The sequence below is a fragment of the Bifidobacterium sp. JNUCC 75 genome, assembly GCF_054819865.1.
Window position 1 is genome coordinate 1,055,738 of record NZ_JBTHIF010000001.1, and the last position, 23,913, is coordinate 1,079,650.

The 23,913-nt window shown below is 59.3% G+C and carries 21 protein-coding genes, 1 pseudogene and 1 riboswitch; of the genes and pseudogenes, 6 read left to right on the forward strand and 16 right to left on the reverse strand.

Annotated features, from left to right (window positions below; genetic code table 11):
• Positions 1–198 precede the first annotated feature (198 nt).
• Positions 199–594 carry a VOC family protein gene (locus tag ACVWNW_RS04420; protein WP_110425957.1) on the forward strand — a complete coding sequence of 132 codons (396 nt, stop codon included), beginning with the start codon at positions 199–201 and terminating at the stop codon, positions 592–594.
• Between the two features lie 303 nt (positions 595–897).
• Complete coding sequence (locus tag ACVWNW_RS04425; RefSeq protein ID WP_121912828.1) at positions 898–1,791, forward strand: 3-hydroxyacyl-CoA dehydrogenase; 894 nt, start codon at positions 898–900, stop codon at positions 1,789–1,791.
• A gap of 272 nt (positions 1,792–2,063) precedes the next feature.
• Here the strand turns inward: ACVWNW_RS04425 and ACVWNW_RS04430 are convergent, their stop codons facing one another.
• The 6 genes and pseudogenes from ACVWNW_RS04430 to ACVWNW_RS04455 form a co-directional block, all read right to left on the reverse strand.
• On the reverse strand, positions 2,064–2,774 hold the full coding sequence (locus tag ACVWNW_RS04430; protein ID WP_454483244.1) for a type 1 periplasmic-binding domain-containing protein: 711 nt from the start codon (positions 2,772–2,774) through the stop codon (positions 2,064–2,066).
• 9 nt (positions 2,775–2,783) lie between these two features.
• Positions 2,784–3,929 carry an SPFH domain-containing protein gene (locus ACVWNW_RS04435; RefSeq protein ID WP_454483246.1) on the reverse strand — a complete coding sequence of 382 codons (1,146 nt, stop codon included), beginning with the start codon at positions 3,927–3,929 and terminating at the stop codon, positions 2,784–2,786.
• A gap of 61 nt (positions 3,930–3,990) precedes the next feature.
• Positions 3,991–4,404, reverse strand: coding sequence for a hypothetical protein (locus ACVWNW_RS04440; RefSeq protein ID WP_454483248.1), 414 nt, complete (start codon positions 4,402–4,404; stop codon positions 3,991–3,993).
• Positions 4,405–4,448: 44 nt separating this feature from the next.
• Complete coding sequence (locus ACVWNW_RS04445) at positions 4,449–4,856, reverse strand: tetratricopeptide repeat protein (protein WP_461196362.1); 408 nt, start codon at positions 4,854–4,856, stop codon at positions 4,449–4,451.
• An 87-nt stretch (positions 4,857–4,943) separates the two neighbouring features.
• Positions 4,944–5,030 (reverse strand): annotated as a pseudogene (locus ACVWNW_RS04450) (zinc-ribbon domain-containing protein); the annotation flags it as partial.
• A gap of 6 nt (positions 5,031–5,036) precedes the next feature.
• Positions 5,037–5,717, reverse strand: coding sequence for a hypothetical protein (locus ACVWNW_RS04455; RefSeq protein ID WP_454483252.1), 681 nt, complete (start codon positions 5,715–5,717; stop codon positions 5,037–5,039).
• A 449-nt stretch (positions 5,718–6,166) separates the two neighbouring features.
• On the opposite strand from ACVWNW_RS04455, the gene ACVWNW_RS04460 reads away from it, so the two are divergent.
• Positions 6,167–7,825: an MFS transporter gene (locus tag ACVWNW_RS04460; RefSeq protein WP_454483254.1), complete on the forward strand. Its 1,659-nt coding sequence runs from the start codon at positions 6,167–6,169 to the stop codon at positions 7,823–7,825.
• Positions 7,826–7,834: 9 nt separating this feature from the next.
• Here ACVWNW_RS04460 and ACVWNW_RS04465 read toward each other — a convergent pair whose 3' ends face one another.
• Positions 7,835–8,245: a DUF4186 domain-containing protein gene (locus ACVWNW_RS04465; protein ID WP_046323530.1), complete on the reverse strand. Its 411-nt coding sequence runs from the start codon at positions 8,243–8,245 to the stop codon at positions 7,835–7,837.
• Between the two features lie 188 nt (positions 8,246–8,433).
• On the opposite strand from ACVWNW_RS04465, the gene ACVWNW_RS04470 reads away from it, so the two are divergent.
• Positions 8,434–9,723 carry a class I SAM-dependent methyltransferase gene (locus ACVWNW_RS04470; RefSeq protein ID WP_454483256.1) on the forward strand — a complete coding sequence of 430 codons (1,290 nt, stop codon included), beginning with the start codon at positions 8,434–8,436 and terminating at the stop codon, positions 9,721–9,723.
• Between the two features lie 113 nt (positions 9,724–9,836).
• On the opposite strand, the gene ACVWNW_RS04475 is transcribed toward ACVWNW_RS04470, so the two are convergent.
• The 8 genes from ACVWNW_RS04475 to ACVWNW_RS04510 form a co-directional block, all read right to left on the reverse strand.
• A complete protein-coding gene (locus ACVWNW_RS04475) occupies positions 9,837–10,382 on the reverse strand; it encodes an FMN-binding protein (RefSeq protein ID WP_454483258.1) in 546 nt (181 codons plus the stop codon).
• A 1-nt stretch (position 10,383) separates the two neighbouring features.
• Positions 10,384–11,211, reverse strand: coding sequence for an ABC transporter ATP-binding protein (locus ACVWNW_RS04480; protein WP_261253522.1), 828 nt, complete (start codon positions 11,209–11,211; stop codon positions 10,384–10,386).
• 44 nt (positions 11,212–11,255) lie between these two features.
• A complete protein-coding gene (locus tag ACVWNW_RS04485; protein ID WP_454483378.1) occupies positions 11,256–12,422 on the reverse strand; it encodes an ABC transporter permease in 1,167 nt (388 codons plus the stop codon).
• Between the two features lie 16 nt (positions 12,423–12,438).
• A complete protein-coding gene (locus ACVWNW_RS04490; protein WP_454483260.1) occupies positions 12,439–13,749 on the reverse strand; it encodes an ABC transporter permease in 1,311 nt (436 codons plus the stop codon).
• Positions 13,750–13,770: 21 nt separating this feature from the next.
• Entirely contained in the window at positions 13,771–15,045 is a 1,275-nt protein-coding gene (locus tag ACVWNW_RS04495) for a Fe-S-containing protein (protein WP_454483262.1), read from the reverse strand.
• Positions 15,046–15,058: 13 nt separating this feature from the next.
• Positions 15,059–15,682, reverse strand: a complete 624-nt coding sequence (locus ACVWNW_RS04500) for an iron transporter (RefSeq protein WP_454483264.1) — start codon at positions 15,680–15,682, stop codon at positions 15,059–15,061.
• Positions 15,679–17,493: an FTR1 family iron permease gene (locus ACVWNW_RS04505; RefSeq protein ID WP_454483266.1), complete on the reverse strand. Its 1,815-nt coding sequence runs from the start codon at positions 17,491–17,493 to the stop codon at positions 15,679–15,681. The genes ACVWNW_RS04500 and ACVWNW_RS04505 overlap by 4 nt, the downstream gene beginning before the upstream one ends.
• 159 nt (positions 17,494–17,652) lie before the next feature.
• The gene (locus tag ACVWNW_RS04510) at positions 17,653–19,143 is read right to left on the reverse strand and encodes an amino acid permease (protein WP_454483268.1); all 1,491 of its coding nucleotides are present in this window, start codon (positions 19,141–19,143) and stop codon (positions 17,653–17,655) included.
• A gap of 302 nt (positions 19,144–19,445) precedes the next feature.
• Between ACVWNW_RS04510 and ACVWNW_RS04515 the strand changes: the two genes are divergently transcribed.
• Complete coding sequence (locus tag ACVWNW_RS04515; RefSeq protein ID WP_454483270.1) at positions 19,446–20,909, forward strand: amino acid permease; 1,464 nt, start codon at positions 19,446–19,448, stop codon at positions 20,907–20,909.
• Between the two features lie 15 nt (positions 20,910–20,924).
• On the opposite strand, the gene ACVWNW_RS04520 is transcribed toward ACVWNW_RS04515, so the two are convergent.
• Positions 20,925–21,881 (reverse strand): 3-hydroxyacyl-CoA dehydrogenase family protein, encoded by a 957-nt coding sequence (locus ACVWNW_RS04520; RefSeq protein ID WP_454483272.1) that lies wholly within the window; start codon positions 21,879–21,881, stop codon positions 20,925–20,927.
• Positions 21,882–22,054: 173 nt separating this feature from the next.
• A riboswitch (Lysine riboswitch) is annotated at positions 22,055–22,233 on the forward strand.
• A 96-nt stretch (positions 22,234–22,329) separates the two neighbouring features.
• Between ACVWNW_RS04520 and ACVWNW_RS04525 the strand changes: the two genes are divergently transcribed.
• Positions 22,330–23,805: an amino acid permease gene (locus tag ACVWNW_RS04525; protein ID WP_454483274.1), complete on the forward strand. Its 1,476-nt coding sequence runs from the start codon at positions 22,330–22,332 to the stop codon at positions 23,803–23,805.
• The last annotated feature ends 108 nt before the right edge of the window (positions 23,806–23,913 follow it).

The following is a 23,913-nucleotide window of genomic DNA, read 5'->3' on the forward strand; positions in this document are numbered from 1 at the left end:
ACTATATTGCTTAGTGTACCGACGACGCTCTATGAGGCAGCTTTCCGCTGCTTCTCCAGCGGTAAATCACGTGTATTCATGTTTATCACCTCGCCGTATGTCTGCACCGCAGAACGCATCCACGTCTGCCAGAACGGCCATCGCCTAGAGTAGATATCAGGAAGCATCGCGCATCAAGGTACCAAAGGAGCAGCCATCATGAGACCAATGTCGGACTATGCCAAGGACCTGCAGCACTCGGGCATGATCGCCCGTGATTTGGACGAGACCATCGACTTCTACACCAACAAACTCGGGTTCGAGCTGGTCGGCATCTACCCCAATGGGGAGAACCGCTGCGCCTTCCTGCGTCTGGGACATTTGACCATCGAAACCTGGGAGGGCGAACCTGCGCCCATGCGTACCGGGGCCATCAACCACTGGGCGCTGGATACGCCAGACATCGATGCCGCTTACGAGCATGCCCTGGAGATGGGATTGAAGATCAGAGAGGACTCCATCCAGTCCATTCCCACCTTCTGGCAGCGCGGAATCCGCTATTTCAACATCATCGGCCCCAATCAGGAGACCATCGAGTTCTGCCAGATTCTCTGACTGTCTTTTTTGATGTCCGGTGACTTTTCCCTCTTGCGGATACCGAGGAATGCAGGTGGCCGATTGCGTAATATAGCAGCCCTCGACCCCACTGCGACGACGGCTGGCGTATAACATTCATGTGAGCGAAGCAACAAAATTCTCAGTGTTCCACACAATTAATTAAACGGACGAATAAGCCCTGATACCTCCTGTAATTCCAGCCTTTCAGCGACATAGGAACGCCCAGAATAATCCCAGGCACTGCCGGTATTATGGAATAAGTATCCAAAGATGGATGCATTGCAACGAAAAGAGGTTTCTATGACGAACATTCATAATGTCACGGTTGCCGGCGGCGGGGTGCTTGGCAGCCAGATTGCCTATCAATCAGCCTTCAAGGGCAAGAAAGTAACGATCTACGACATCAACGACCAGGCTGTGGCGGCCGCCGAGGAGCGCGTCAAGAACCTGCGCGATTCCTACAAGCACGACATCAATGCTACTGATGAGCAATTCGACGCCGGACTGAACAACATGTCCTTTACCGCCGACATGGCCGAGGCCGTCAAGGACGCTGACCTTGTCATTGAAGCAGTCCCGGAGAAGCCCTCGATCAAGCATGACCTTTATCAGAACCTGGCCAAGATGGCTCCCAAGGACGCCATCTTCACCAGCAACTCCTCCACCTACGTGCCCAGCACCTTCGCAGCCGACACGGGCAGGCCGGACAAGTTCCTGAACATGCACTTCGCCAACCAGGTTTGGCTGTACAACACGGCTGAGATCATGGGTACCGATCAGACCGACCCCAAGGTCTTCGACGAAATCGTGGACTATGCCAAGGAGATCGGCATGGTTCCCATCGTCCTGAAGAAGGAACAGCCTGGATACGTCCTGAACACCCTCCTCATCCCCCTGCTCGAGGCTGCCTCCTACCTTTGGGGTCAGGGTATCGCGGATCCGGAGACCGTGGACAAGACCTGGATGATCGCAACAGGCGCACCCATGGGACCCTTTGCCATCTTTGACGTTGTGGGACTGCGGACCGCCTTCAACATTACCAAGGAACAGCGGGGAGACAACCCTGACTTCAAGCCCTTCCTGGAGAAGATCCAGAAGATGATGGACGAGGGCAAGACCGGCAAGGATTCGGGAGAAGGGTTCTACACCTATCCCAACCCCGCCTTTGCTGATCCTGACTTCCTGAAGGCCTGACAGTAACCAGGGTTTTCCAAGGACAAAGGACCTGGCCGTCTTCGTGACCACGCCATAGTTGGCGGGCCTGCAGGACGGTCAGGTCCTCTTCGCTTTTAAGCCATGACGATGATTCCCGCTATGCACAATGCACAATCCGGAATTTCGATTCAGTCAACAGACCGTATCCGTCGACCTACTATGCGGTTCCACAACTAAAATGTGAGACCCTGTCAAAATGCATCTCGGGGCCTCTCAAAATTTCGTGAAACACTTCGTGAGCTTCCGGCCAATCAGCGCACCCTGTTGAGTGTGTCCCGAATATGTTGAAGAGTGGGCAGATCTACGCGGCCCTTGGCTGTAGCTTCTTGAATTTCATTGATGGCCCGGGAATAGAAGAGGCCGGTCGCAGCATCTGGCACCAGCGGCAGGGATTCGACCTTACGCTGGATTTGATTGCTAATATCGCTCGCCTCCTTGTCATTCGGATCCAAACATGAATCGAGGAAGAGCACCTGGGATTTCAGCTGTGTCCGATTGGCGACCTTCTCTTCTCTGATGGCCTGCTGGCGAACCGTATGCACGTTGGCTGTAATGTTGCCGACCCACAGGGAGATGACCACTATGGTGAGCAAAACTTCGACCAGGAGGGGGATGAAAAATCCATTGGGCAATATGTGCCGCAAGCTAAGATTCCCAGACCACCAGGGGGCGTTCCAAGCTGAGAAGTAGAAAATCGCGATGATGCCTTGGATCAGATAACCGACAGCGGGAAACACCACATTCTCAGCTATCAGTCGGTAATAAAGGCTCTCGCTCCTCGTCGCAGCATCGTCATCGCTACGTGACTGAGCCACCCAGCACAGGATTGTGAACAACGCCAAGAAGAACATCACAATCCATTGAGCGGGAGGTGCGAAGCCATAGGTGCCAATTTCGGCCATGAAAGCCGCGCAACCTATGAGCGTCAGGACCGTTGCAAAAATCGAAACCAGATACTTCATTCAAGTCACCTACATTTCCTTGAGTATGTCGGCTTTTTTAGCCTCATACTCCTCTTGGGAAATAAGCTCTTTCGACAGCATTTCCTTCAGCCTGCTCAACCGCTCTACAGGGTCGACAGCAGCCGGTTCAGGAGCTGCCTGCGCCTGTCCCATCGTCTGATTGACCATGTTGGGAATGACCTGGCCCATGCCGGCACCCATGGTCAATCCCATACCCGCCCCTAGAAGAGCCCCACCGTCAGAACCTGGATTGGACGCGGCACCATTCATGGCATTCAAAACCTGAGCCTGCTGATAGTTGGTGCCATATGTCTCATAAGCAGACTGCTGGCCTTGCGCATATGCCGCTTCGCCTTGCCCCTGGGCCATACGCCCATAGAACTGCTCACGGTTCTTGGATACCAGCTCCTGGGCTTCCTGTCTGGCTTCATTGTCGACGATGTCAATTGCGGAAATGCTGAAGTTCAGTACTTTCATGCCGTATTCAGCAGCAATGGGCGCGATTTCATTCTCGATGGTCTTGGCATAGGTTACAGCATTCGCAGGCACCGAGATAAGAGGCCCCTCCCACTTGGTCAGCTCAGTGGTCAGGATGGAAATGATGTGGCCAAGGAACTGATTGCGGAAGTAGTCGGTAATCGACTCCTGATTGGTCAGATCATAGTTATTGCCGATCAATTGGGTGAGGAAGATGCCGCAATCGTCCACTTTGATACGATATGCGCCTCTTGCCCTCACCTCGGTTTCGACGCCAATGCCTTGGAATTGGTCAGCAAGCGCCTTGTCGTAGACCTTGATTGGCGTCTGTGTACCCCATTTGATTTCCCTGCTGGTCGCCGTACGCACGAAATAGACCAGCGAATGGAACGAAGAGACTCCACCGGAGAGGCTGTTCCGCAGGCGGGATATAAATGGATAATTGGCACTGGTCAGGGTATAACTACCCGGATCGAAAATCTGCTCGATCGTACCCTGATAGACAAAGATGGCTTTTTCTCCGGAACCTACTACCAAGGTGGTTCCGTTGTTGAAGTCTTCCTCGGGGTTTTTGAATATGAGTGTGTCGTTATCCGAACGGTTCTTGATGACGTCGACAAAGTGCTTCTCACCATCTGCAAAAGCGGCTTCATTGGAGTTGCGCTTGAATACAGCCATCTGTACACCCCTTTTTCTTATGCACTGTTCAATCCGTATCCATTACCTGGTCAAGCGGCAATCAGTCGTCATATTCGTCCCACAGACTCACAAGACCATGGGCGGAATTCAGGAAGGACTCCGAGCCTTCATAGCTGTTGGACTTCAGTTCCAGCTTTTTCCCTGTCCTCATGCTGATGACGCAACCAAAGTCATCCACTCGAATATCGACTATGTTCTTGAACCGATACACGTCAAAGAAGGTGCGGCCTGGAGGTGTCGCGTCCCCAGCCCTGTCGGGCTGAAGTTCGAACATGGCGGAGTATATTTTTTTATTCCCGAACATCCAGACGGTGATCATCATATGACCGTTCATTTGCTGGATGTAGGAAACCGGTTCCACCCTGCCCACTTCATCCTCGTCGAAAATGCCGCAGATCTCCATAGCCGTGGCCTTACGCCTCTCTATGGCAACGCTGTAATCTTCGAAACTCACTCCTATTCACACCTTTCCCGAATCACAAACTTCGGCATCGATCTTCACTTCATCAACAATTCGTTCATCTCTTGGCTGTCGGAATCGGTCAGTCCCCCTTGCTTGGCCGCTTCCATCACCTCCTTGGATGATTGCGAATACCTGATGTAGCGCTGCTCAAAAAGTCGTTTGATCAATAATGATTTCGCACACAGATACTGGGGATGTGAATTCATCTCAATCGCGGAATCCAGAGTCGCCATTATCGACTCCGCCTCTTTGAGCTTTATCTTGAACGGTTTCTGTGACTTGAACCTGCTTAGGGCTATGTGGAAAAGGACATCAGAATCGTTAGAACCGTTTTCTACAGCCTTTTCCAAGTTCTCAGCGGCTTCTTGGTACTGGCCCCTATCAAAAAGGACGTACCCCAATGAAGCCAACACCTTCGGATCATTGGGCGAATTCTTCAACACATCCTGGTACTTATCAAGGAATCGTGCCGAGTCCTTGTAAGTGGCTCGACGGACCTGTTTAAAGTTCAACGAGGTTACAACAACAGGCCTTCCACAATAAGGACATTGCTTGCTCGAAGCCGAAAGTGGTGCCCCGCAGCCGGGGCACACGATATCCGAATCAACCGAAGGCATGATGCATCAACGGCGCCGCATCGATCTGCTCATGTCGGCCATGCCCTTCTGAATAGCTTGTGTCTGCTCGGCCTGTGCGGCCAAAGCACGGCGGGACTGCTCAGCCTGAGCCTCCATGTTCTTCTGCATCTGTCGCTGCTGCTGTTCAAAGCCACGGGCATTGTCATCAAGGCTCTTTAGGAACAGATCATCAATCTTCTTGAAAAGACCGGTAGCAGGCGAGTGCAATGTCTCGGCGTGTCCAATAGAGTCAACGAAACCGCCGAAGAATCCATTCCATTCATCAAGTAGATCGGCAGATTTGTTCGCATCAATTTTCTTGAAAACGAAGTGGCAAATTATGCCAGCGATAACCATTATAAAACCGAGAACACGAAGTTTCTCATTAGCAACGCATAGGAGCCCAAGTATAATCAATGCAATTTTGACAAGCAGGAAGATAATATGTTGAGTTTTCAGTTTCTTCTCTTCTGCTTCAATTGCAGTACGCTTATCGGGAAGTTGCTGGTTGAAAGAGGTATTCAGATTAGTCAGTTGCTGCGAGAAGTCATCAGGTAAAATCCTGTCCGGCCCTTCCAAATTAGCCGTACGAATCATGCTCAACTGATTTTTGGCATTACCATAAGCAACATTGACATCGTCGCTGTGATCAAAACCAAGAGCAGCAATATTTTCTTTGTAACCCATTCTTCAGTCTCCTTGATTTGGGTAAACATCAGGGAGGAGAATGCATAAATTATGGATTAGCTTATAGCCTACCCCCCCCCCGCAATAGAGGCAGGGCATCAAACAAACCTTTAGCGAAAGCAGACATCATTACCCCTTTCGTTCCCCTGCGATGTTCTTGACAAGCTGAATATACCACTACTTATACGACAGCAGTCAAGAAGTCCTGAAATGCGATCTCTTAAAACAAGATATACCGGCTCTTCTTTTGTATCTGTCTGCCTTCAATTGATCGGCAATACAAAACCACTGGATTCGAGGGTGCAGCTACTTTCTTCTGCCCTAAAGAGTGCAGCGTGGTAAGCTGTGTATTTATGGCATTTTTGTGAAAACCGCTAAAGGAAGAGGCAGATAGGGAAATCACAAAGGCGGAAAAGACGAACAACGGCCTAGTGGCCGGAGAAGGAATAATGGCAGAGAACGATAAAATTTCGACTGCAGATAGCGGCCAGCACGAGCAGAAACAGCGTGATCGACAGGCAGCCAAGCAACTGAAGAAGCAGCAGGCCGCGGAAAAGCGCAGGGCCCGCAAGCAGAATCCCAGACCGCATCGGGGCTGGAGCGAGCGCCTGCATTTGACCGACATCAACGTAGTGGACAGGTCCACCCTGAAGCGGGCCATTGCCGGCACCGTGGTCGGCAACTTCATGGAATGGTATGACGTGGGGGTCTACGGCTACCTGGCGGTAACCATCGGCCGCGTCTTCCTGTCTGATGCCTCCGATGCCATGCAGCGGCTCTTCTCCCTGGGTGTTTTCGCTGTGACTTTCGTTGCCCGGCCCTTGGGCGGTGTGGTCCTGGGCCAGCTGGGCGACAAGATCGGCCGCCAGCGCATTCTGGCCTTCACCCTGCTGAGCATGTCCGCAGCCACCCTGCTGATTGGCCTTCTGCCCAGCTATGCGGCCGTCGGCCCGCTGGCACCTATTCTGCTTATCCTGCTCAAGCTGATCCAGGGCTTCTCCACTGGAGGCGAGTACGCGGGAGCCTCGACCATGGTCACCGAATACTCACCGGACCGGCATCGTGGCTTCTTCGCCTCCCTGCTGGACGTGGGATCCTACCTGGGCTACGCCTTCGGAGCAGCCTTGGTCTCCCTCCTGGAGTTCTCCATCTCCCCAGAAGCCATGCTGGCCTGGGGCTGGCGCATCCCCTTCATCATCGCCCTGCCGCTGGCTGCCATCGCGGTCTACTTCCGGGCCAAGGTTCAGGACACCCCTGCCTTCCGTCAGGCGCAGGATGCCAGCGACGAGAAGACCAAGAGCCAGCACAAGAGCCTGCTGGACTTGATCCGGGGCTATTGGCGGGAACTGCTCATGGCCTTCATCCTGGTGGCCGCGGCCAACACCCTGAGCTACACGCTGACCGCCTACATGCCCACCTACCTGTCGGGCACCCTGCATTACAACACCGCCCAGGCCAATCTGCTCTCCCTGCCGGTCCTGCTTATGGTGGCCTGCTGCATTCCCATCACTGGAGCCCTTTCCGACCGCTTTGGGCGCAAGAAGGTGCTGTTCATGGGAGCATTCACTGGACTCTGCCTGTCCCTGCCGGCCTTCCGACTGCTGGAGCACGAGACCACGGGTGCCGTCTTCGGCGGATTGGTTCTGCTGGCCATCCCGGTCATCTTCTTCGTAGCCAACCTGGCATCCACCCTGCCGGCCCTCTTCCCCACTGCCTCCCGTTACGGCGGCATGGGACTGTCATACAACCTGGCAGTAGCCGTCTTCGGCGGGACAGCGCCTGTCATCATGGAAGGGCTGGTGACCGCGACCGGCAAGTCCCTGGCACCCGCCTACTGGATCATGTTCACCTCGACCTGCGGTCTTGTTACCGTGCTCTTCCTGGCGGAAACCGCCCGGCGCCCCATGCCGGGTACCCTGCCCACTGTGCTCAACCGACAGGAGGCACGCGACCTGGTGGCCACCCAGGACCGCAATCCCGACCTGGACGTGAAGACCATCATCAAGGATGCCGAAGAGAGTGGCGTGCGCAAGACACCGAAAAAGCTGGCTGCAGAGGCACGCAAACTTCTGGGCATTCCCCGCTCCGGAGCCAAGAACAAGAAGTAACGACCGCCGTCAGACCGAGCGAACTGGATGTTTCACCAAATCGCGCTCGATCCAGGCCATGACCAGCCTGGCCAGGGCGTCCACCTCCGCATCGGTCAGAGCCCGTCCGCGCGGGATATGATGCCAGCGCTCGATGCACCCCCGGCAGCAGGTGGCCGTTGCATGCTGGGCCGTGAAAACCGGATGCCCGCGGTAGGGGGTCTGCTTGCCGTCCTTCAAAGGGTGGGCAGGCCCCACACGCTTGGCCAGCATCTCATGGGCGTGACGGTCGATGGTATCCCTGCCCTTGGCGCGGGCGTAGGCGCGGTCCTTGGCCGACAGGGAGAAACCGGCCCGAAAACGCGAATGCCCCAATCTGGCAAGAGTGTCCTGAACCCAGGCCTCATCTGCCCCAACCGACGCTGATCCGCTGCTGGTCATTTCCTGCTCGCCTCCATGCTCAGCCTTACCAAAGAGTCTGTACCCAGGCAAGGTTTCCCATGCGGAATAATTCAGCGAACATGACACCGATAGGGACCAGTGTCAGGGGTAGGGTGAAGACAGTACTTGTATCCACTAACTACCAGACCCGCCATGTTCGGTCATGTCGGGTCACACAAGGGGGCTTTATGGCCAAAAGCAAGATGACTGTAGCCGAGATGATCGGGCTCTTCCTCACCCCTGACGCGCCTGTGCAGGTGACCGCCTTCGATGGGTCGGTCTTCGGGCAGGACCAAGCGCCACTGCATCTGGAAGTCAAGAATTCCCGTGCCATGTACTACATCACGGAAAATCCCAACGACCTGGGTCTGGCCCGCGCCTACCTGCAGGGCGATCTGGATTCACCCGAGCTGCTGCCGGGCAACCCCTACCAGGTCCTCAAGGAACTGATGGGCCTCAAGCACTTCGTCAAGCACCCAAGCAAGATGGAGCTGGCCCGGGCAGCTGCGGCCGTCTTCTCGCACGGAGTGCGTGTGCCCGAGCCGCCGGCGATCGAGGGGCCTTCCCTGGCCAAGCGACTGACCGAGGGCATCCGCCCCCACACCCGCCGTGGGGATGCGGCTACCGTCAGCTACCATTACGACCAGTCCAACGACTTCTATCGGCTCTTCCTAGGCTCCTCCATGACCTATACCTGCGCCGTCTTCGAGAAGGCGGACGGCAGCCTGGAAGACGCTCAGTGGCACAAGCTCAACATGGTCCTGGACAAGATGCACCTGAACAAGGGCGACCGTCTGCTGGACGTGGGCTGCGGCTGGGGCTCCATGGAGATCGCGGCCGCCCGCCGCGGCATTCACGTCATCGGCGTGACTCTGGCTGAGGAGCAGGTCGAGTGGGCCCAGAACTGGATCCGCCAGGAGGGCTTGCAGGATCTGGCCGAGGTCAGGCTGATGGACTACCGCGACGTGCCCGAGTCCGGATTCGATGGAATCTGCTCCATCGGCATGATGGAGCATGTGGGCTACAAGCAGTACCCCTCCTACTTCAAGGAGATGATGGACAAGCTGCGTCCGGGCGGCATCCTGCTCAACCACCAGATCACCCGCACCAACTCCCATGACCACAAGCGGGCCGGCGGCTTCATCGACCGCTACATCTTCCCCGACGGCGAGCTGGCCAGCCCGGCCGAGATCGAACTGGCCATCCAGGACACCGGCTTCGAGGTCATCACCCAGGAGAACCTGCGCCAGCACTATGCGCTGACCCTCAAGCACTGGACTGAGAACCTCCAGGAGCATTGGGACCAGGCCAAGCCCATGGTGGGCGAACCCAAGGCGCGTCTCTGGGGTCTGTACATGGCCGGCGCGCGGCTCAACTTCGAGCTCGACAACATTCAGATACATCAGTTCCAGTGCATCAAGCCTGATCCTGAAACCGGCACGGACACCTATCCGCTGCGGCCCTGGTGGGATCGGTAGTTGGTCTGAGGCGACCGATATAACTACACGACCTATAATATAGAAGGCTTGAAAAGGGGCGAGGAATCAAATCCTCGCCCCTTTTTGTTTCTGCCACCCGTATGGCCCGGTTCTCAGGAAGACCTGTCCGCCGAAGCTTCCAGCCGAGCCAGATCCAAGGCCTTGTTGAAGGCATCCGAGGTCCAGCTGGCCCCAGCCACCTTGTCCACCTTGAGGTCCTTGAGTGGGCGCCCCTGGACTACTCCAGGCACAGCCCGGGCGAAGCGTTCCATGTGGCCGCGCGAGATGGGCGAATCCGAATGCCCCTGGACTTGGACCCGGGTCACCTGGCCTCCCGACAGGTCCAGATCCACATCGATGCTGTCAGCCCCGTCATGCCCGTACTTGCCCGTCAGGGTGTAGGTGCCATCGTGATAGTTGCCCGTGTCAGCCGGGGCGGTCGGCAGTCCATCACGGGAGACGGCGGTGGGATTACCTTCGCCCGCAGAGCCGGCTCCTGACTCTGGCGCAGAGCTGGACTCTGCGCCCGATCCGGCGAACTCGTCGTCCATGGGCTTGGCCTGCTGACTTCCACAGCCGCCCAGGAGGGAGCCGACCGCCACAAGGGTCGCCAGGGTTGCCGAGGCCGTGGCCAGTCCCCGAGACTTGCTTTTGGCCATTTCAACGCCCTCCTTCTGCATCAGCAGCCGATCCCGGCAGGGAGCCGCCGGTCTTGGCCGTCTTGGTGGGGTCATGGAAGCCCACCGGAATATCCTGGTCCCCGGAATCGACAGGAGTTCCACTGAAGGCCGGACGGCCTCCGGCAGCAAGGTAGGCCCGCTTGGCCTCCTCATCATTCCACTGCTCGCCGGCAAGCACACCGTGGTTGAGCATGATCTCCCGCTGGGCGCAGGAGGCCACCAGGGCATCGTGGGTGACCACAATCAGGGAGGTTCCCTGGTCATGCAATTGCCTGAAGAGGTCCAGCACAATCCGCTCATTGGCCTCGTCCAGGTTGCCAGTGGGCTCGTCAGCCAGGATCAGCTTGGGCTCGTTGATCAACGCCCGGGCCACGCAGACCCGCTGCTGCTCGCCGCCCGAAAGCTGACTGGGCAGGTGGCGGGCCCGATCTGCCAAACCCACCCGGTCCAGGGCCTTCATGGCCTGGTCCTCGTCCACCACCGAGTGGTAGTACTGGGCCACCATGACGTTCTCCAGGGCGGTCAGATGCGGGACCAGGTAGAACTTCTGGAAGACCAGGCCGATCACGTTCTTGCGTACATCGGCCAGCTGGGACTGGCTCAGATCCTCCAACGGCCGCCCCTGCAGACGGACCGAGCCCCGGCTGGGAGTATCCATGCAACCCAGAATGTTCATCAGCGTGGTCTTGCCTGAGCCGGATGACCCCACCACGGCCAGCCACTGACCTTGTGGAACGCTCAGATTCAGGTCGTCCAAGGCATGCAGATTGCCGTAAATCTTGGATACATGGTCCAAGTCCAGCAGCATGCCGCCGCCCGACTGGGACTCGCTCGCCTTTGCCTGCGTCATTGTCATTCCTCCCTCAAAACCAGGGCCGGGTCGATACGCGAAGCCCGGAGGACCGGCCGTATGGACGCGATCATGGATATGGCCACGCTCAGCAGTACCGTGCCCAGGGCCAGCCACCAGTTGAAGCCCAGCGGCCGTTGGAAGACGGACAGGCAGAGCAGCCGGGCGAAGCCATAGCCCAGGGCCGTGCCGATCAGGCCTCCTGCCAATCCGTAGCAAGCCGATTCCGCCAGAAACTCCATAGCTATCCCCCGCGAGGAAGCGCCCAGGGCCTTGCGCAGGCCGATCTCGCTGCGCCGCTGGGAGACGATGGAGGCCATGGTAGTCCCCACGCCCACAAAGGTCAGGACCAGCACCACCACCGAAACCAGCCAGAAGAGCGACTGGAGCATGGCGATGGTATGGCTGTCGCCCGCTGTGATCCTGGTGACCGGCCGGGCCTTGACCCCCATGGAGGTCATGTCGTTGATGCCTGCGGCAATGGTCTTTAGCCCCGAGGTCATGGTGTTGACCGAGTATTCGATGACATCGGTACCCCGCTTGGCCTCGGTCAGGAGCTCCAGATCAGACAGGTCGGCGTAGATGATCCGATCCTCGGGACCACCGGTATCAACAATGCCGCCCACACGAAAGTCTCGCCCCTGCCCTCCGGCCTTGCCCGTGTTGGTGACCTGTCCGGCCGGATAGCCGATGGTTATCTGTTTGCCAGTGGTCAGCCCAAGCGAATCAGCCAGGTCCCGCCCCACCATGACCGAACCGGGCCGGGGCCAGGAACCCTCCACGCTCCAGTGGCGGTTGAGCCGACGCACTTGGTCAGAGTGGATACCGGCCATCACGCGGGCCCCAGCATTGACCTGCACTGTCTCATATCGATAGGTGGCGTACCTTGCCGGAGCCTTGGCGGTCACCATATGGGTGGTGTGGTCCACCATGCCCTGTTCGATGCCGGATTCGGACCGGTTGCCCCCCTGAATGGGCGAGACGATCAAATTGGCCCCGTAGGAACGCATCTCCTGGTTGATCTGTCTAGGGGCCTCGATGCAGACCGCCGCCAGACAGAAGAGTGTGGCTGCCCCCACCAGGGAGGCCACCACCGCCATCAGGGCCCTGCCTCGACGACGGAAGACGGCCCCGAAGAGCATGGTCAGGAACATGCGGGTATGGGTCATATGGCTCTTATGGCGATCAGCGGCCATGAAGCACCTCCGCCGGCCGAAGCCGCAGAATGGATCTGATGGACGAGATGGATGCCAGCAGCACGGTCAGGGCCAGCAGCACGAAAACCAGCACGAAAACCATGGGCCGCATGGTGATGCCTGAGCCGAAGACCACCCTGCCCACGATCTGAGCCACTCCGGAGCCCAACAGAGCACCGACCAGAGCCCCGACCAGGGCAATCAGGGCCGTCTCGGCCAGCACCAGTCTGGACACGGCCCCGTCAGTGGCGCCCAGAGCCTTGAGCAGGGCGAACTCCGAGGACCGCTCGGATATGGAGGACGCCATCAGGTTGGCAACGGCGATGGCTGCCGCCAGCAGGCTGAGCACGGTCATCAGGATCATGACCGCCTGGGTCTTCTGCAGAACGTCGCCCTGCAGGGCCGCCACCTGCCTGACCTGCTTGGCCATGGACCCGGGGATGGCCTCCTCGATCTGGTAGGCGATGGAGGATGGATAAGCCGTGCAGTACCAGGTCTCCCACTCGTCCTGGGAGAGGGCAGCAGGATTTCGTGCGGCCTTGCGGGCCAGGTCGTTCTCGGGCGTGGTCAGGGCCTTGACCTCCACCTGGTCGATCTGATCGGTCAGGCCGGACATCTCCTGCAACGGCTTGGTAGGCAGGTAGAGGGAGGAGGCATCGGCATCACCGGAGTCGAAGATGCCTACGATGGTGACGGTCCGCCGCTGATCGCCCAGACCGACCTTGACCTGGTCACCAACCTGACTGCCGCCCAGTCGTGCCGCCAGCTCTTTGCCCATCATGGCCTCGGTCCTGCCGCCGGACCCAGCCTCGTCCTTGGGCCAGCGTCCTTGAACCTTCCACCAGGGTCGAAGACCTTTCAGACCCGCAGTGCTGCTCTCGCCGCTGTCCACCTTGACGGTCCGGCCGAACCAGGTGCCCACCAGGGGGGCGCCGACCTGGTCCACAGTGCCACGAAGGTCCAGGCGGGGGGCGAAGTCGGTGATGTTGTAGGCCCAGAAGATGGTCTTGATCTTGGGCACCTGGGACTCCTTGAGGAAGGCGGTCGGCGTTGACTCGTCACCTGAGGGGCCGCCCTCCTGGTCGCCGTAGAGGTCGGAGACCACGGCATCCGCCTTGGCCTGGACCGTGATATTGGATCCATAGGTGGACAGTTCCGCGTTGAGCTTGTCACCGACGTCGAAGACCACCCCCAGCATGGCAGTAGCTACGCAGGCCGACAGGCAAACCGTGACGGCGATGAGTATTCTTCGCCCAAACTGGCGGCTGAATGACCGCAGCATCATTCGCATGAAGAACATACCAACCGCTCCTTCCCTATGTCAGCTCTTGAAGTGCGATGACAGGGCATCCAGGTCGGCGGTGCTGATCAGTATGGCCCCCCGACCGGTCTTATAGGGCAGAGGGACGGGATTGCAGCCGCCCTTGAACCCGATGGTGGCCAGGTTGATGGCTACGTCGCACTTCTTGCAGATAATCTTGCCGTCTTTTTCGTAATAGCCCGCATCCCCGCAATTATCGCAGGCGTCCAGCCCGACCCCATAGGCTGCGCCATTCTTGCGGATGATGATGAAGCGCATCTCGGTGCCGTCCTTGGCCCGGTAGCTGAATCGATGCAAGTGGCCATCCTCCACCTGGGAGAAACGGATGGTAGCCGTATCGGAGGTCAAGGAATACCGCTCCGGCGGCGAGAGCACAGGCACCTGGTGGGCCTGGGCCGTGCCCACAGTCAGAGCCAAGGTGACGCCAATCATGGCCACCAGACTCCAGACCGCTGATGCCAGGGCCCTTCGGCGGAAGGCACGATGACTGCGGTCGTCAGCTGTGGAGGCTCCGGTCACCGGCATACGCCAGCCTGCAACCAGGCAGGCCAGAACCGGAATGATGAAGACCAGCACCTGGACAAGAACCAGGATCAGGTCGGCGTTGTAGCCCAGGGCCATGATCCGGAAGGCCCAGCCATGCAGAAGAACCAGGCCGGTGGTCTGCATCAGGGCCACCAGCGCCACGCCGTGCCGGACCAGCAGCAGGACCACCATGAGCAGGGCGGCCAGGCGGAAGGCTATCCGAGGGCAGGAGGTATGCATGGTCCTCAGAATGGCAGCCACCGTCACAGCGGCGGCCAGGCCGAGCAGGAAGCCAAGGGCCCTCAGGAGCATGGCCGAAGTCAGCACCGGCTCCCCCGGCTCCACAAAGGCCGTAAGCTGCAGGATGACATCAGGCAAGGCACGGAAGGTCGTCAGGGCTATGGCCAGGGCCGCCAGGGCGTTGGCCAAATCCATGACCCAAGGGCGGCGATGCCAGTCCGAGACCAGCCGATCGGCGGCCAGCACCACCACGATGGCCGCCAGATCGGTCAGAACGCAGGCTACCAGGGTCGGGTAGTTGACCATGGTCCGGCGGTTGATGATCACGGTGGCGCGCAGGAGGGCGAAGACCAACGCCCCCAGCACGCCGACCCCCAGGCCTATCAGCCGCCAAGAGGAGGAACGGGGCCGATCTCGGCCCTCGCCAACCCCCAAAAGCACGCTGAAAACCATGACCAGGAGGGCCGGGGCCAGCGTCCCCGGCAAGACCGTGACAAATTGCTCAAGCATGGCGCATAGCAGCTTACCACTGGTGGGGCGTGTAGTCCCAGTCCCAGCTGACCACGATGGGCTCGGTCCAGAAGTGTCCCTTCACGCCGGTCTCCGGGTCTACGTGTAGCATCCAGCCCTTCTTCTCCGGAGAGTCGATGGAATAGGTCAGCTTGTAGGATCCGGCCTTCTCCATCTTGATGTTGGCTCCGTAATGCGGGCCATCCGAGGCGTTCATCTGCATGAAGGTGCCGGACTGCTTGTCGTTGGGATCATCCTTGTTCTGGATGGTGTAGTTGACGGTCAGATCCGGAACGAACTCGCCCTTGGCATAGCCCAGGTCGTTGTTGGGCAGGGCGTGGATATCGGCTTCAAGATGCAGGCTGGCATCGGCCGCCTTCAGGCCCATGGATGCGGGCTCCATATCGATGGGCTGGAAGAAGACCGTGCCGATGTTCAGGGGGCCCTTCTGCTGATCGTCGGGCGGGATGGGGATCTCCTCGAACCCGGCCCCCTTGCCCGCCGAGGACTGGGAGGCGCCGGAGGCCTCAGGCGCGGGGGCTTCACGGGTACCCGCTCCACCGGAGCCGCACCCCGCCAGAGCCAGGGTGCCTGAGAGCATCAGCGCGACCAGGGCGGTCAATTGTCTCTTCTTCATGATTGTCCTTCGCTCTTTGGTGTTTGCATGGATGCCGTGACCTCAGAAGGCACAGCCCCTTCGACGGCCTGATCGGCTTCCGTCTGATGGACGGCTGCCGACGGCGACCCGCCGGAGTCCTGATTCGACCGCAACCGCTCCTGCTTGTGCAGACGGCGGGTCGACACAATTGCCAACACGACCACGACCAGGGCCGCCAGTATCTGGGCGCCGATGGTCTGCGTGTAGGGATACAGCCCGATCCAGTCGCTGGTGGGCACGCCGGGCAGGTAGGTGGCCGGCACCAGGTCGCCCTCGATCAGGGCATGGACGCCGCCCCCGGCGAAGATGACCACCATGACCGCCATGAGCAGGCTGGTGATGATGAAGAAGGGCCGGATGGGAATTTTGACCGAGGTGAAGCGGATGAGCACGAAGACGATGACCAGGACCACGGCGGCAGCCACAAAACCGGTCCAGATCTCGCGCCTGCCACCAGGAGCCATGGCGAAGATGGCCTGGTAGAACATGACCGTCTCCGCCCCCTCCCTGAAGACCGCCAGGAAGGAGAGCAGGGCCAGGGAGATCACGCTGCCCTTCGAGATGGCCGCCACCGTCCGGCTCCGGATGTAGTGGTTCCAGGATTCCACAGAGGACTTGGACAGCATCCAGTTACTGGTGTAGAGCAACATGAGCATGGCCACCAGGGCCACCACGCCCTCCAGGATCTCCTGCTGGGGACCGTTCCCGTTGAAGAGCAGGGTGAAGAGCAGGGCCACCAGCCCGCTGGCCACCAGGCCCGCTGCAATGCCCCAGTAGATGTGCCGAACCTTGTCTTTATGGCCGGACTTAACCAGGTAGGCGATGATGGCCGCCACCACCAGGATGGCCTCCAGCCCCTCCCTCAGCAGAACCACAAAGGCCTGGCCGAAGGCGGAGGTCAGGAAGGTCGTCCACCCATTGACCTGGTCCGCAGCGCCTCCGTCCAGAGTGGCTGCGTCCTCGACCAGCATGCTCTTCAGGTCGTTCACCAGGGTCTTGGCGGGTTTGCCCGCCACCATGGCCATCCGGGTCTCCTTGAACTGGTACTCGACCTGGGAGACCCTGTTGCCGCTGATGGCATTCATGACGTTCTTTTCGAAGCCCAGCTTCTCGTAATACTGGTAATAGGCCTTGTTGACCAGGTCGGATCCCGCCTGGCCCTGCCCCTTGGAAGCCTGGGCGAGCGCCTGATCCAGAATGGGCGTCATCTCGTGGGCCACCTGGGTCCAGGTCCGGTCGCCCTTGCCGGTGTTCCGATGCTTCTTGGCTGCATCCAACCGTCGACGATCCGCCTTGATCTGCTCCTGCTGGGCCTTGGCATAGGCACGGGGATTGGCCAGCCCTTGTGTGGCATCCAGCTGGGTGGCCGCAGCAGCCAGATCGGCCTTGAGCTTTTCACTGCCCTGGGTCAGGGCCTGCCCGGCATCCGGGGCATAGGCCTGGTTCTGCAGGCCTTGGAACTGCACGTCCAGGGCGTTGCGCCTGTCCTGACCCAGGGTCGACTCCACGACCGAGACGAATCCGGAGCCCACATAACCCACGTTGTAGGCCCCCATGAATTGCGAGGCAGCCCCGGCGCGATCCTCCCGGGCATAGTCCTTACACCCCCGATCCAGCTGACCAGATATGGAATCAGCCACCTGGGTCCAGCTGCCATAGTCCGTGGCCCCGCTCGCCGCCATGGCCGATTGCGGGGTCTGCAAGACCAGGAACATCAGGGCCAGCAACAGGCATGAGAGCAGAGAGCCAGCGGTCCTGGCCACTCGCGTCCTGCCGACCTGTGCAACCATGGGCGATGATCTCCTTCGTCAGTCCCTCGTAATCGAACCTGCGAGAAACGAAGGCCGATTTGACAACTACCGAAAATCAATCTAGCCCAAGCACAAATGGAAAAACAGACTTGTTTATAGCCTTTTGAGGCCATATAATGCGCCCGCGCTCGCAGGAGGTCAGTCGGCCGACAACGGCTCACCCTTATGCTTCCACAGGCAGATGCCGCCGAATACCAGTAGCCAGACCAATCCCAGTATGGCTGGATACCGGGTGTCTGGAGCCAGGAAGAGCGAGAGGTAGATCAGGACGAAGAAGGCGATGGCAACGGCTCCAGTCACCCGGTAGGCCGGCATGATGAACCCATCGGGCATGAAGTCCGGGCTGGTCCGGTAGCGACGGTGAGCAAGCAGGGTCAGAATGTAGATGAAGATGATGACCGCGCTGGAGCAGGAGGTGAACAGGACAAAGGTGTTCTCGAAGCCGGGCAGCATATGCAACACCGGGGATAAGAGGATCAGCACTCCGGACAGAACGATGGCCCGGGCGGGCACCTTGCCGCGGCGCGAGATCGTATGCAGGCTGCGCATCACCGGAGAGTGGCCGGCGGCGGCCAGCTGGAAGAGGTTGCGGCCGGCGGAGTAGAGCAGGGAGTTCAGCGAGGAGCTGGCTGCTGTGATGACCACGAAGAAGACCAATGCGGCCGCCCAGTCCACCCCGGCGTAGCGGAAGACCATGACGAAGGGCGAGGTAAAGCTGCCGTCAGCGTTGGGGCGGAAGGATCGCCAGGGCACGATCAGCATGATGGCGACCAGGGCACCCACGTAGAAAATCAGTACGCGCAGGATGATCTGATTGATGGCCTTAGGCAGGACCTTGCGGGGATTCTGGGTCTCGGAGACGGTCACGCCCACGAATTCGATCATCTCGTAAGCGAAGAAGACCATCTGGAAGCTCATGAAGAAGGCCATCCACCCGTTGGGCGCCAGACTCAGACCGGTGGTGATGTTGTCCAGGCCCGCATGGCCGGCCGGGCTGATCCGGTCCTGTCCCGGCATGTGGACGGCCGGATAGTGGAAGCCCGTGATGACCATGACCACAGCCGTGACGATCATGGCCAGAATCAGGGTGATTTTGATCATGGAGAACCAGAACTCGGTCTCCCCGAAAACCCTCACGGCAATCAGGTTGATGCACACCATGGCCGTCAGGAAGCACAGCTCGATCAGACCCCGCCAGGCGCTCAGATCAATGCCGAAGGTGCCGAAGAAAGTGACGAAGTAGGTGCCCACGGCGGTCAGCTCGGACATGCCGATCAGGATGAGCACGATCCAGTAGGACCAGCCGGCGAAGGACCCCCACCCCTGGCCCAGGTAGCGGCTGATGAAGGCGATGAAGGTGTGCTGGACGGGACTGCGATACATGAGCTCGCCGATGGCCCGCATGAGCAGGTACATGATCAGCCCCACCCCGATGTAGACCAGGATGATGGAGGGACCGGTCAGGGCTATGGACTTGCCCGACCCCAGGAAGAGCCCGGTGCCGATGGTGCCGCCGATGGCGATGAACTGTACATGACGGTTGCTCAGACCGCGTTCCATGCCGTCGCCTGCCGAGGCGCTGTCACCTTGATTCTGCTGCGCCAAAGGGCCATTGCCCGTACGGTTCATGCGACTGCACCTCCTTGTCTTCACAACCCATTAATCATCGCCGTCCAGGAAGGGGCATCCCATCAAGGCCGGTAGGACAGCAATACCACAGAGGTGTCGATAACCGGGAGCAGACGGCAGGCACCGACGCCCATGGTAGGGCCTGGCGGTCACCATCCGGTGAATTGACCATCTCATATGGCGGACGCTTCTGTTCCACAATGCAAAGGCATGCTCATTCCGCTTGGGCCGGCTCCTATAGGGTTGGCCCTGTCAGCCGGTCACATTCAGCTGACCACTACCACCTAAGGAATGACATCCCCATGGATCAACCCAAGGAGTCGCAGAGCAAGGATCTGCGCAAAACCCTGAAGAACAGGCACATCCAGCTCATCTCGCTGGGCGGCGCCATCGGAACGGGACTCTTCTACGGGTCCGGGGAATCCATCTCATTGGCAGGGCCGGCCATCATCATCGCCTACCTGATAGGCGGTCTGGCCATCTTCATGATCGTCAGGGCCATGAGCGAAATGAGCGTGGAAGACCCCAAGTCCGGCGCTTTCAGCTACTACGCCACCCGCTACTGGTCCAAGCGTGCGGGCTTCGTGTCGGGATGGAACTACTGGATGAACTACGTGCTGGTATCCATGGTTGAGCTGTCCGTGGTGGGCACCTTCGTCAACTTCTGGTTCCCGGCAATCCCAGCCTGGGTCTCTGCGGCCTTCTTCCTGGTGGTCATCACGGCGGCCAATCTGATGGGAGTCAGCAAGTTCGGCGAGTTCGAGTTCTGGTTCGCCATCATCAAGATCGCGGCCATCATCGCCATGATCATCGGAGGCCTGGCCGTCGTGGTCATGGCCCTGCCCACGGCCAACGGACTGCGGGCCTCCTTCGCCAATTGGTTCACCGTGGGTGGCGGCTTTCTGCCCAACGGACTCATGCGTCACGGGGCCAATGGCCAGTGGACCGGTCTGCTCATGTCGCTGGCGGTGGTCATGTTCAGCTTCGGCGGCACCGAGCTCATCGGCATCACCGCCGGGGAGGCCTCCGATCCCCGTCGGACCATCCCCAAGGCCACCAACGCCATCATCTGGAGGATTCTGGTCTTCTACATCCTGACGCTTGGGGTGATCATGGCCGTAGTCCCCTGGAATGCCATCGGCAAGCCCAACGCGCAAGGCATGGTCGTCAGCCCCTTCGTCCAGATCTTCGACTCGGTGGGAGTCCACGCAGCCGCAGGCATCCTCAACTTTGTCTGCCTGACTGCGGTCATGAGCGTTTACAACTCGGCCCTCTACTCCAACTCCCGCATGCTCTTCTCCCTGGCCCGGCAGGGCAATGCCCCCAAGTACCTGGGACGGCTGTCCAAGGGCGGCGTGCCCTACGCAGGAGTGCTGACCTCGGCCTGCATCATCGCCCTGGCTGTAGTCGTGGTCTTCCTCTGGCCCCAGTTCGCCTTCAACTACCTGATGAGCATCGCCACGATCTCGGCCATCATCAATTGGTCCATGATCATGGTGACCGAGATGCTCTTCCGGCGTGCTGTTGCCCGTGGCGAGGGACCCGGCGACCTAGCGGGCAAGACCGGCGAGGGCGCTCTGAACGCCCTGCACTTCAAGCTGCCCTTTGCCCGGGTGACCCCCTGGGCGGTCCTGGCCTTCCTGGCCATGATCGTGGTACTCATGTGCTTCTCATCCAGCTACCGGGTGGCCGTCATCGCCGGACCTATCTGGCTGATCGTCCTGCTGGTGTCCTACCAACTGACCCAGCGGCGAGCGCGCCAGTGATATAAGCAGGAGAACTCAGCGGTCTTCCTCTTTCTTGCGGTCCGCGACCAGCGCCTCCAGCAGCCGCTGGTCGCGGTCGGCGATCATGGCTTGGCTTTCAGCCCCCTGCCAGGAATAAAACCCTTGGCCGCTCTTGGCACCCAACTGACCGGCCTGGACCTTGGCCTTCAAAACCGGATCCTCGCCAGGACGGTTGTCCAAATCGTCGTAGAGGTACTTCGAAATATTGTCGAAGACATCCAATCCGCCTAGATCAGCGCTGGCGATGGGCCCAAGGATGCTCCACCGTCGGCCCAGGCTGTAGGTGACAATCTCATCCACGGCCTGCGGGGTGGCGATGCCCCGTTCCACGATATTCAGGCACTCTCGAATAACGGCCGCCTGGATGCGGTTGCCTACGAACCCGAGCGATTCCGTGGACAGCGCCACGGCATGCTTGCCGATATGGTTCATAAGCTCGACCGTGGTATCCACCACGCCCTGGTCAGTGTTCGCAGCAGGCACCACCTCGACCAGGGGCATGAGCTGGGCGGGATTCCAGAAGTGAGCCACCAGGAACCGCTGGGGATGCCGCAGCACCGAGGCAATTTCAGTGGGTCCCAGTCCTGAGGTGTTGGTGGCCAGAATGGTCTGCTCGCCAACTATGGCCTCCACCTGCTGCCAAACCTGGTGCTTGACGTCCATGTCTTCCAAGACGGATTCGATAACAAAGTCAGCGTCAGCCAGAATGCCGTAATCAGTGTCCTCTTGAATCCGATCCAGCACGCTCTCCCTCTGATCCTGGGAAATCAGACCAGCACCGATGAATGTATCCAGATCATGCTCGATCAATCCCCTCCCCCGGTCCAGGGCCTGGCGGCTGGAGTCCACCAGCCGGACCGGATACCCCCGCATGGCGAACTGGAGCGCCGTGGCATGCCCCATGGTGCCCGCCCCGATATTGCCGATTACCTTGATGTCGTCGACCTTCATCAGTCGCTGCCTTCTTTCCTAACGAATTCATACTTATCCTAAGACAGTCAACCGGCGCGACCAGGACCGCCCAGCGTGGCCAGGGACATTGCAGATTTGCCTATTGATCATCGAAGACAAGGGATCCGTTTGGGCCTTGTCTGAGAATCCCTCTATGCTGACCGGTAATTGCAAATCACTGAAGAGGTCGCCGAACCTATCAGTAACCGGGATCAGACAGTGCGGTGTCGCGTATTCCCGGCGAAAGGAAGTTCGGCCGAAACGGCACGGATCCGCCCATCCGCCCCGTTGGGCCCGGGTCGAACAGGTCCGGGACTGTCGCAACCTGAGGTTGCGGAGCGCTATGTGCAGTGTCACAGACAGGCAAGCCACCTGGCTTCCGTGTAAACGGAGCCGGTCGAAACCGTCGTCATAGGGCTCTCAGGTCAGTTCGAGGAAAAGAGCAGTTATGGCGACCAGGCAGAGCGGAAAGGACAGCCCTTCCGCATCCACCGACCGGGTCCAACGCAACCTCAAGACCCGGCACGTCTCCATGATCGCCCTGGGTGGCTGCATCGGAACCGGTCTGTTCATGACCTCCGGCTCCACCATTGCCAAGGCCGGGCCGGGAGGCGCACTGGTGGCCTACGCGGCCATGGGTCTCATGGTCTACTTCCTGATGACCAGCCTGGGTGAGCTGGCCACCCACCTGCCTATCTCCGGCTCCTTTGCCGCTTACAACGCCCGCTATGTGGATCCGGCCCTAGGCTTTGCCATGGGATGGAACTACTGGCTGAACTGGGCCATCACCGTGGCTGTGGACATCTCCACCGCAGCCCTGCTGATCCAATACTGGCTGCCACACACCCCTGGCTGGGTCTGGAGCCTCCTGGTCCTGGTGGTCATCTTCCTGATCAACGCCCTGACCGTGTCCACCTTTGGCGAGACCGAGTTCTGGCTCGCACTGATCAAGGTGGTGACAGTGATCGTCTTCCTGGTCATCGGTCTGGCCATGATCTGCGGAATCATGTTCCGTCCGGCCATAGGCTTGGGCAATTTCACCTACAAGGACGCCCCCTTCGTGGGCGGATTTCCCGCCATTCTCAACGTCTTTCTGATTGCAGGCTTCTCCTTCCAGGGCACCGAGCTGATTGGCGTCACTGCCGGCGAGTCCGAAAACCCCGGCAAGGCGGTCCCCAAGGCCATCAACGATGTCTTCTGGAGGATCCTGCTCTTTTATATTCTGTCCATCTTCGTCATCGCCGCGCTGATCCCCTACACCAGCCCCAATCTGCTCAGCTCCGCCGAAGGGGACATCGCCATGTCACCCTTCACCATGGTCTTCCAGCGGGCGGGCCTGGCCTCGGCAGCCAGCGTCATGAACGCCATCATCCTGACCTCGGTCCTCTCATCTGCCAACTCAGGTGTCTACGCCTCCACCCGAATGCTCTACGCTCTTGCCAAGGACCATTACGCCCCGGCCTTCTTCGGGCACACCACCCGACACGGCATCCCCATGGCCTCGCTGGTCGCCACTCTCGTGGTCTCCCTGGCTACCTTCGCTGCCAGCATCTTCGGTCAGCGGATCTACATGTGGCTGGTGGCCGCCTCGGGGCTGACCGGATTCATCGTCTGGATCGGCATCGCCCTGAGCCACTACCGCTTCCGCCGCGCCTGGGTGGTCCAGGGCCACCGGGTTGAGGAGCTGCGCTACCATGCCAAGCTCTTCCCCCTGGGGCCAATCCTGGCTCTGATCCTTTGCGTCGTCGTCATCGGCGGGCAAAACATCGAGGCCTTCGTCAACTGGAACTGGCAGGAGATCGGCGTCACCTACATCAGCGTGCCTCTGGTGCTTGCCCTTTACCTGGGCTACAAGATCCGACACCATACCCGAATCGTGCCCTTGGAGACCATGGATTTGAGCGGGGATCCTGAATCGCTATGAAAGATTTGTCAACTAGCATGACACATTATGACCATGGGAGCTGGAAAGCCACACCAATGGCATAGACTCCCTAAGCGTTCGAGGACCGGCTCAAGGACCCGGCCATAT

Coding starts and splice junctions, on each gene's coding strand:
- ACVWNW_RS04455 (WP_454483252.1), bottom strand. CDS start 5,717: ATGGGTTACAAAGAAAATATTGCTGCTCTTGGTTTTGATCACAGCGAC.
- ACVWNW_RS04495 (WP_454483262.1), bottom strand. CDS start 15,045: ATGCTTGAGCAATTTGTCACGGTCTTGCCGGGGACGCTGGCCCCGGCC.
- ACVWNW_RS04470 (WP_454483256.1), top strand. CDS start 8,434: ATGGCCAAAAGCAAGATGACTGTAGCCGAGATGATCGGGCTCTTCCTC.
- ACVWNW_RS04435 (WP_454483246.1), bottom strand. CDS start 3,929: ATGGCTGTATTCAAGCGCAACTCCAATGAAGCCGCTTTTGCAGATGGT.
- ACVWNW_RS04480 (WP_261253522.1), bottom strand. CDS start 11,211: ATGCTGCTGGACTTGGACCATGTATCCAAGATTTACGGCAATCTGCAT.
- ACVWNW_RS04475 (WP_454483258.1), bottom strand. CDS start 10,382: ATGGCCAAAAGCAAGTCTCGGGGACTGGCCACGGCCTCGGCAACCCTG.
- ACVWNW_RS04505 (WP_454483266.1), bottom strand. CDS start 17,493: ATGGTTGCACAGGTCGGCAGGACGCGAGTGGCCAGGACCGCTGGCTCT.
- ACVWNW_RS04465 (WP_046323530.1), bottom strand. CDS start 8,245: ATGACCAGCAGCGGATCAGCGTCGGTTGGGGCAGATGAGGCCTGGGTT.
- ACVWNW_RS04430 (WP_454483244.1), bottom strand. CDS start 2,774: ATGAAGTATCTGGTTTCGATTTTTGCAACGGTCCTGACGCTCATAGGT.
- ACVWNW_RS04485 (WP_454483378.1), bottom strand. CDS start 12,422: ATGACCCATACCCGCATGTTCCTGACCATGCTCTTCGGGGCCGTCTTC.
- ACVWNW_RS04425 (WP_121912828.1), top strand. CDS start 898: ATGACGAACATTCATAATGTCACGGTTGCCGGCGGCGGGGTGCTTGGC.
- ACVWNW_RS04515 (WP_454483270.1), top strand. CDS start 19,446: ATGGATCAACCCAAGGAGTCGCAGAGCAAGGATCTGCGCAAAACCCTG.
- ACVWNW_RS04520 (WP_454483272.1), bottom strand. CDS start 21,881: ATGAAGGTCGACGACATCAAGGTAATCGGCAATATCGGGGCGGGCACC.
- ACVWNW_RS04420 (WP_110425957.1), top strand. CDS start 199: ATGAGACCAATGTCGGACTATGCCAAGGACCTGCAGCACTCGGGCATG.
- ACVWNW_RS04490 (WP_454483260.1), bottom strand. CDS start 13,749: ATGTTCTTCATGCGAATGATGCTGCGGTCATTCAGCCGCCAGTTTGGG.
- ACVWNW_RS04510 (WP_454483268.1), bottom strand. CDS start 19,143: ATGAACCGTACGGGCAATGGCCCTTTGGCGCAGCAGAATCAAGGTGAC.
- ACVWNW_RS04525 (WP_454483274.1), top strand. CDS start 22,330: ATGGCGACCAGGCAGAGCGGAAAGGACAGCCCTTCCGCATCCACCGAC.
- ACVWNW_RS04500 (WP_454483264.1), bottom strand. CDS start 15,682: ATGAAGAAGAGACAATTGACCGCCCTGGTCGCGCTGATGCTCTCAGGC.
- ACVWNW_RS04460 (WP_454483254.1), top strand. CDS start 6,167: ATGGCAGAGAACGATAAAATTTCGACTGCAGATAGCGGCCAGCACGAG.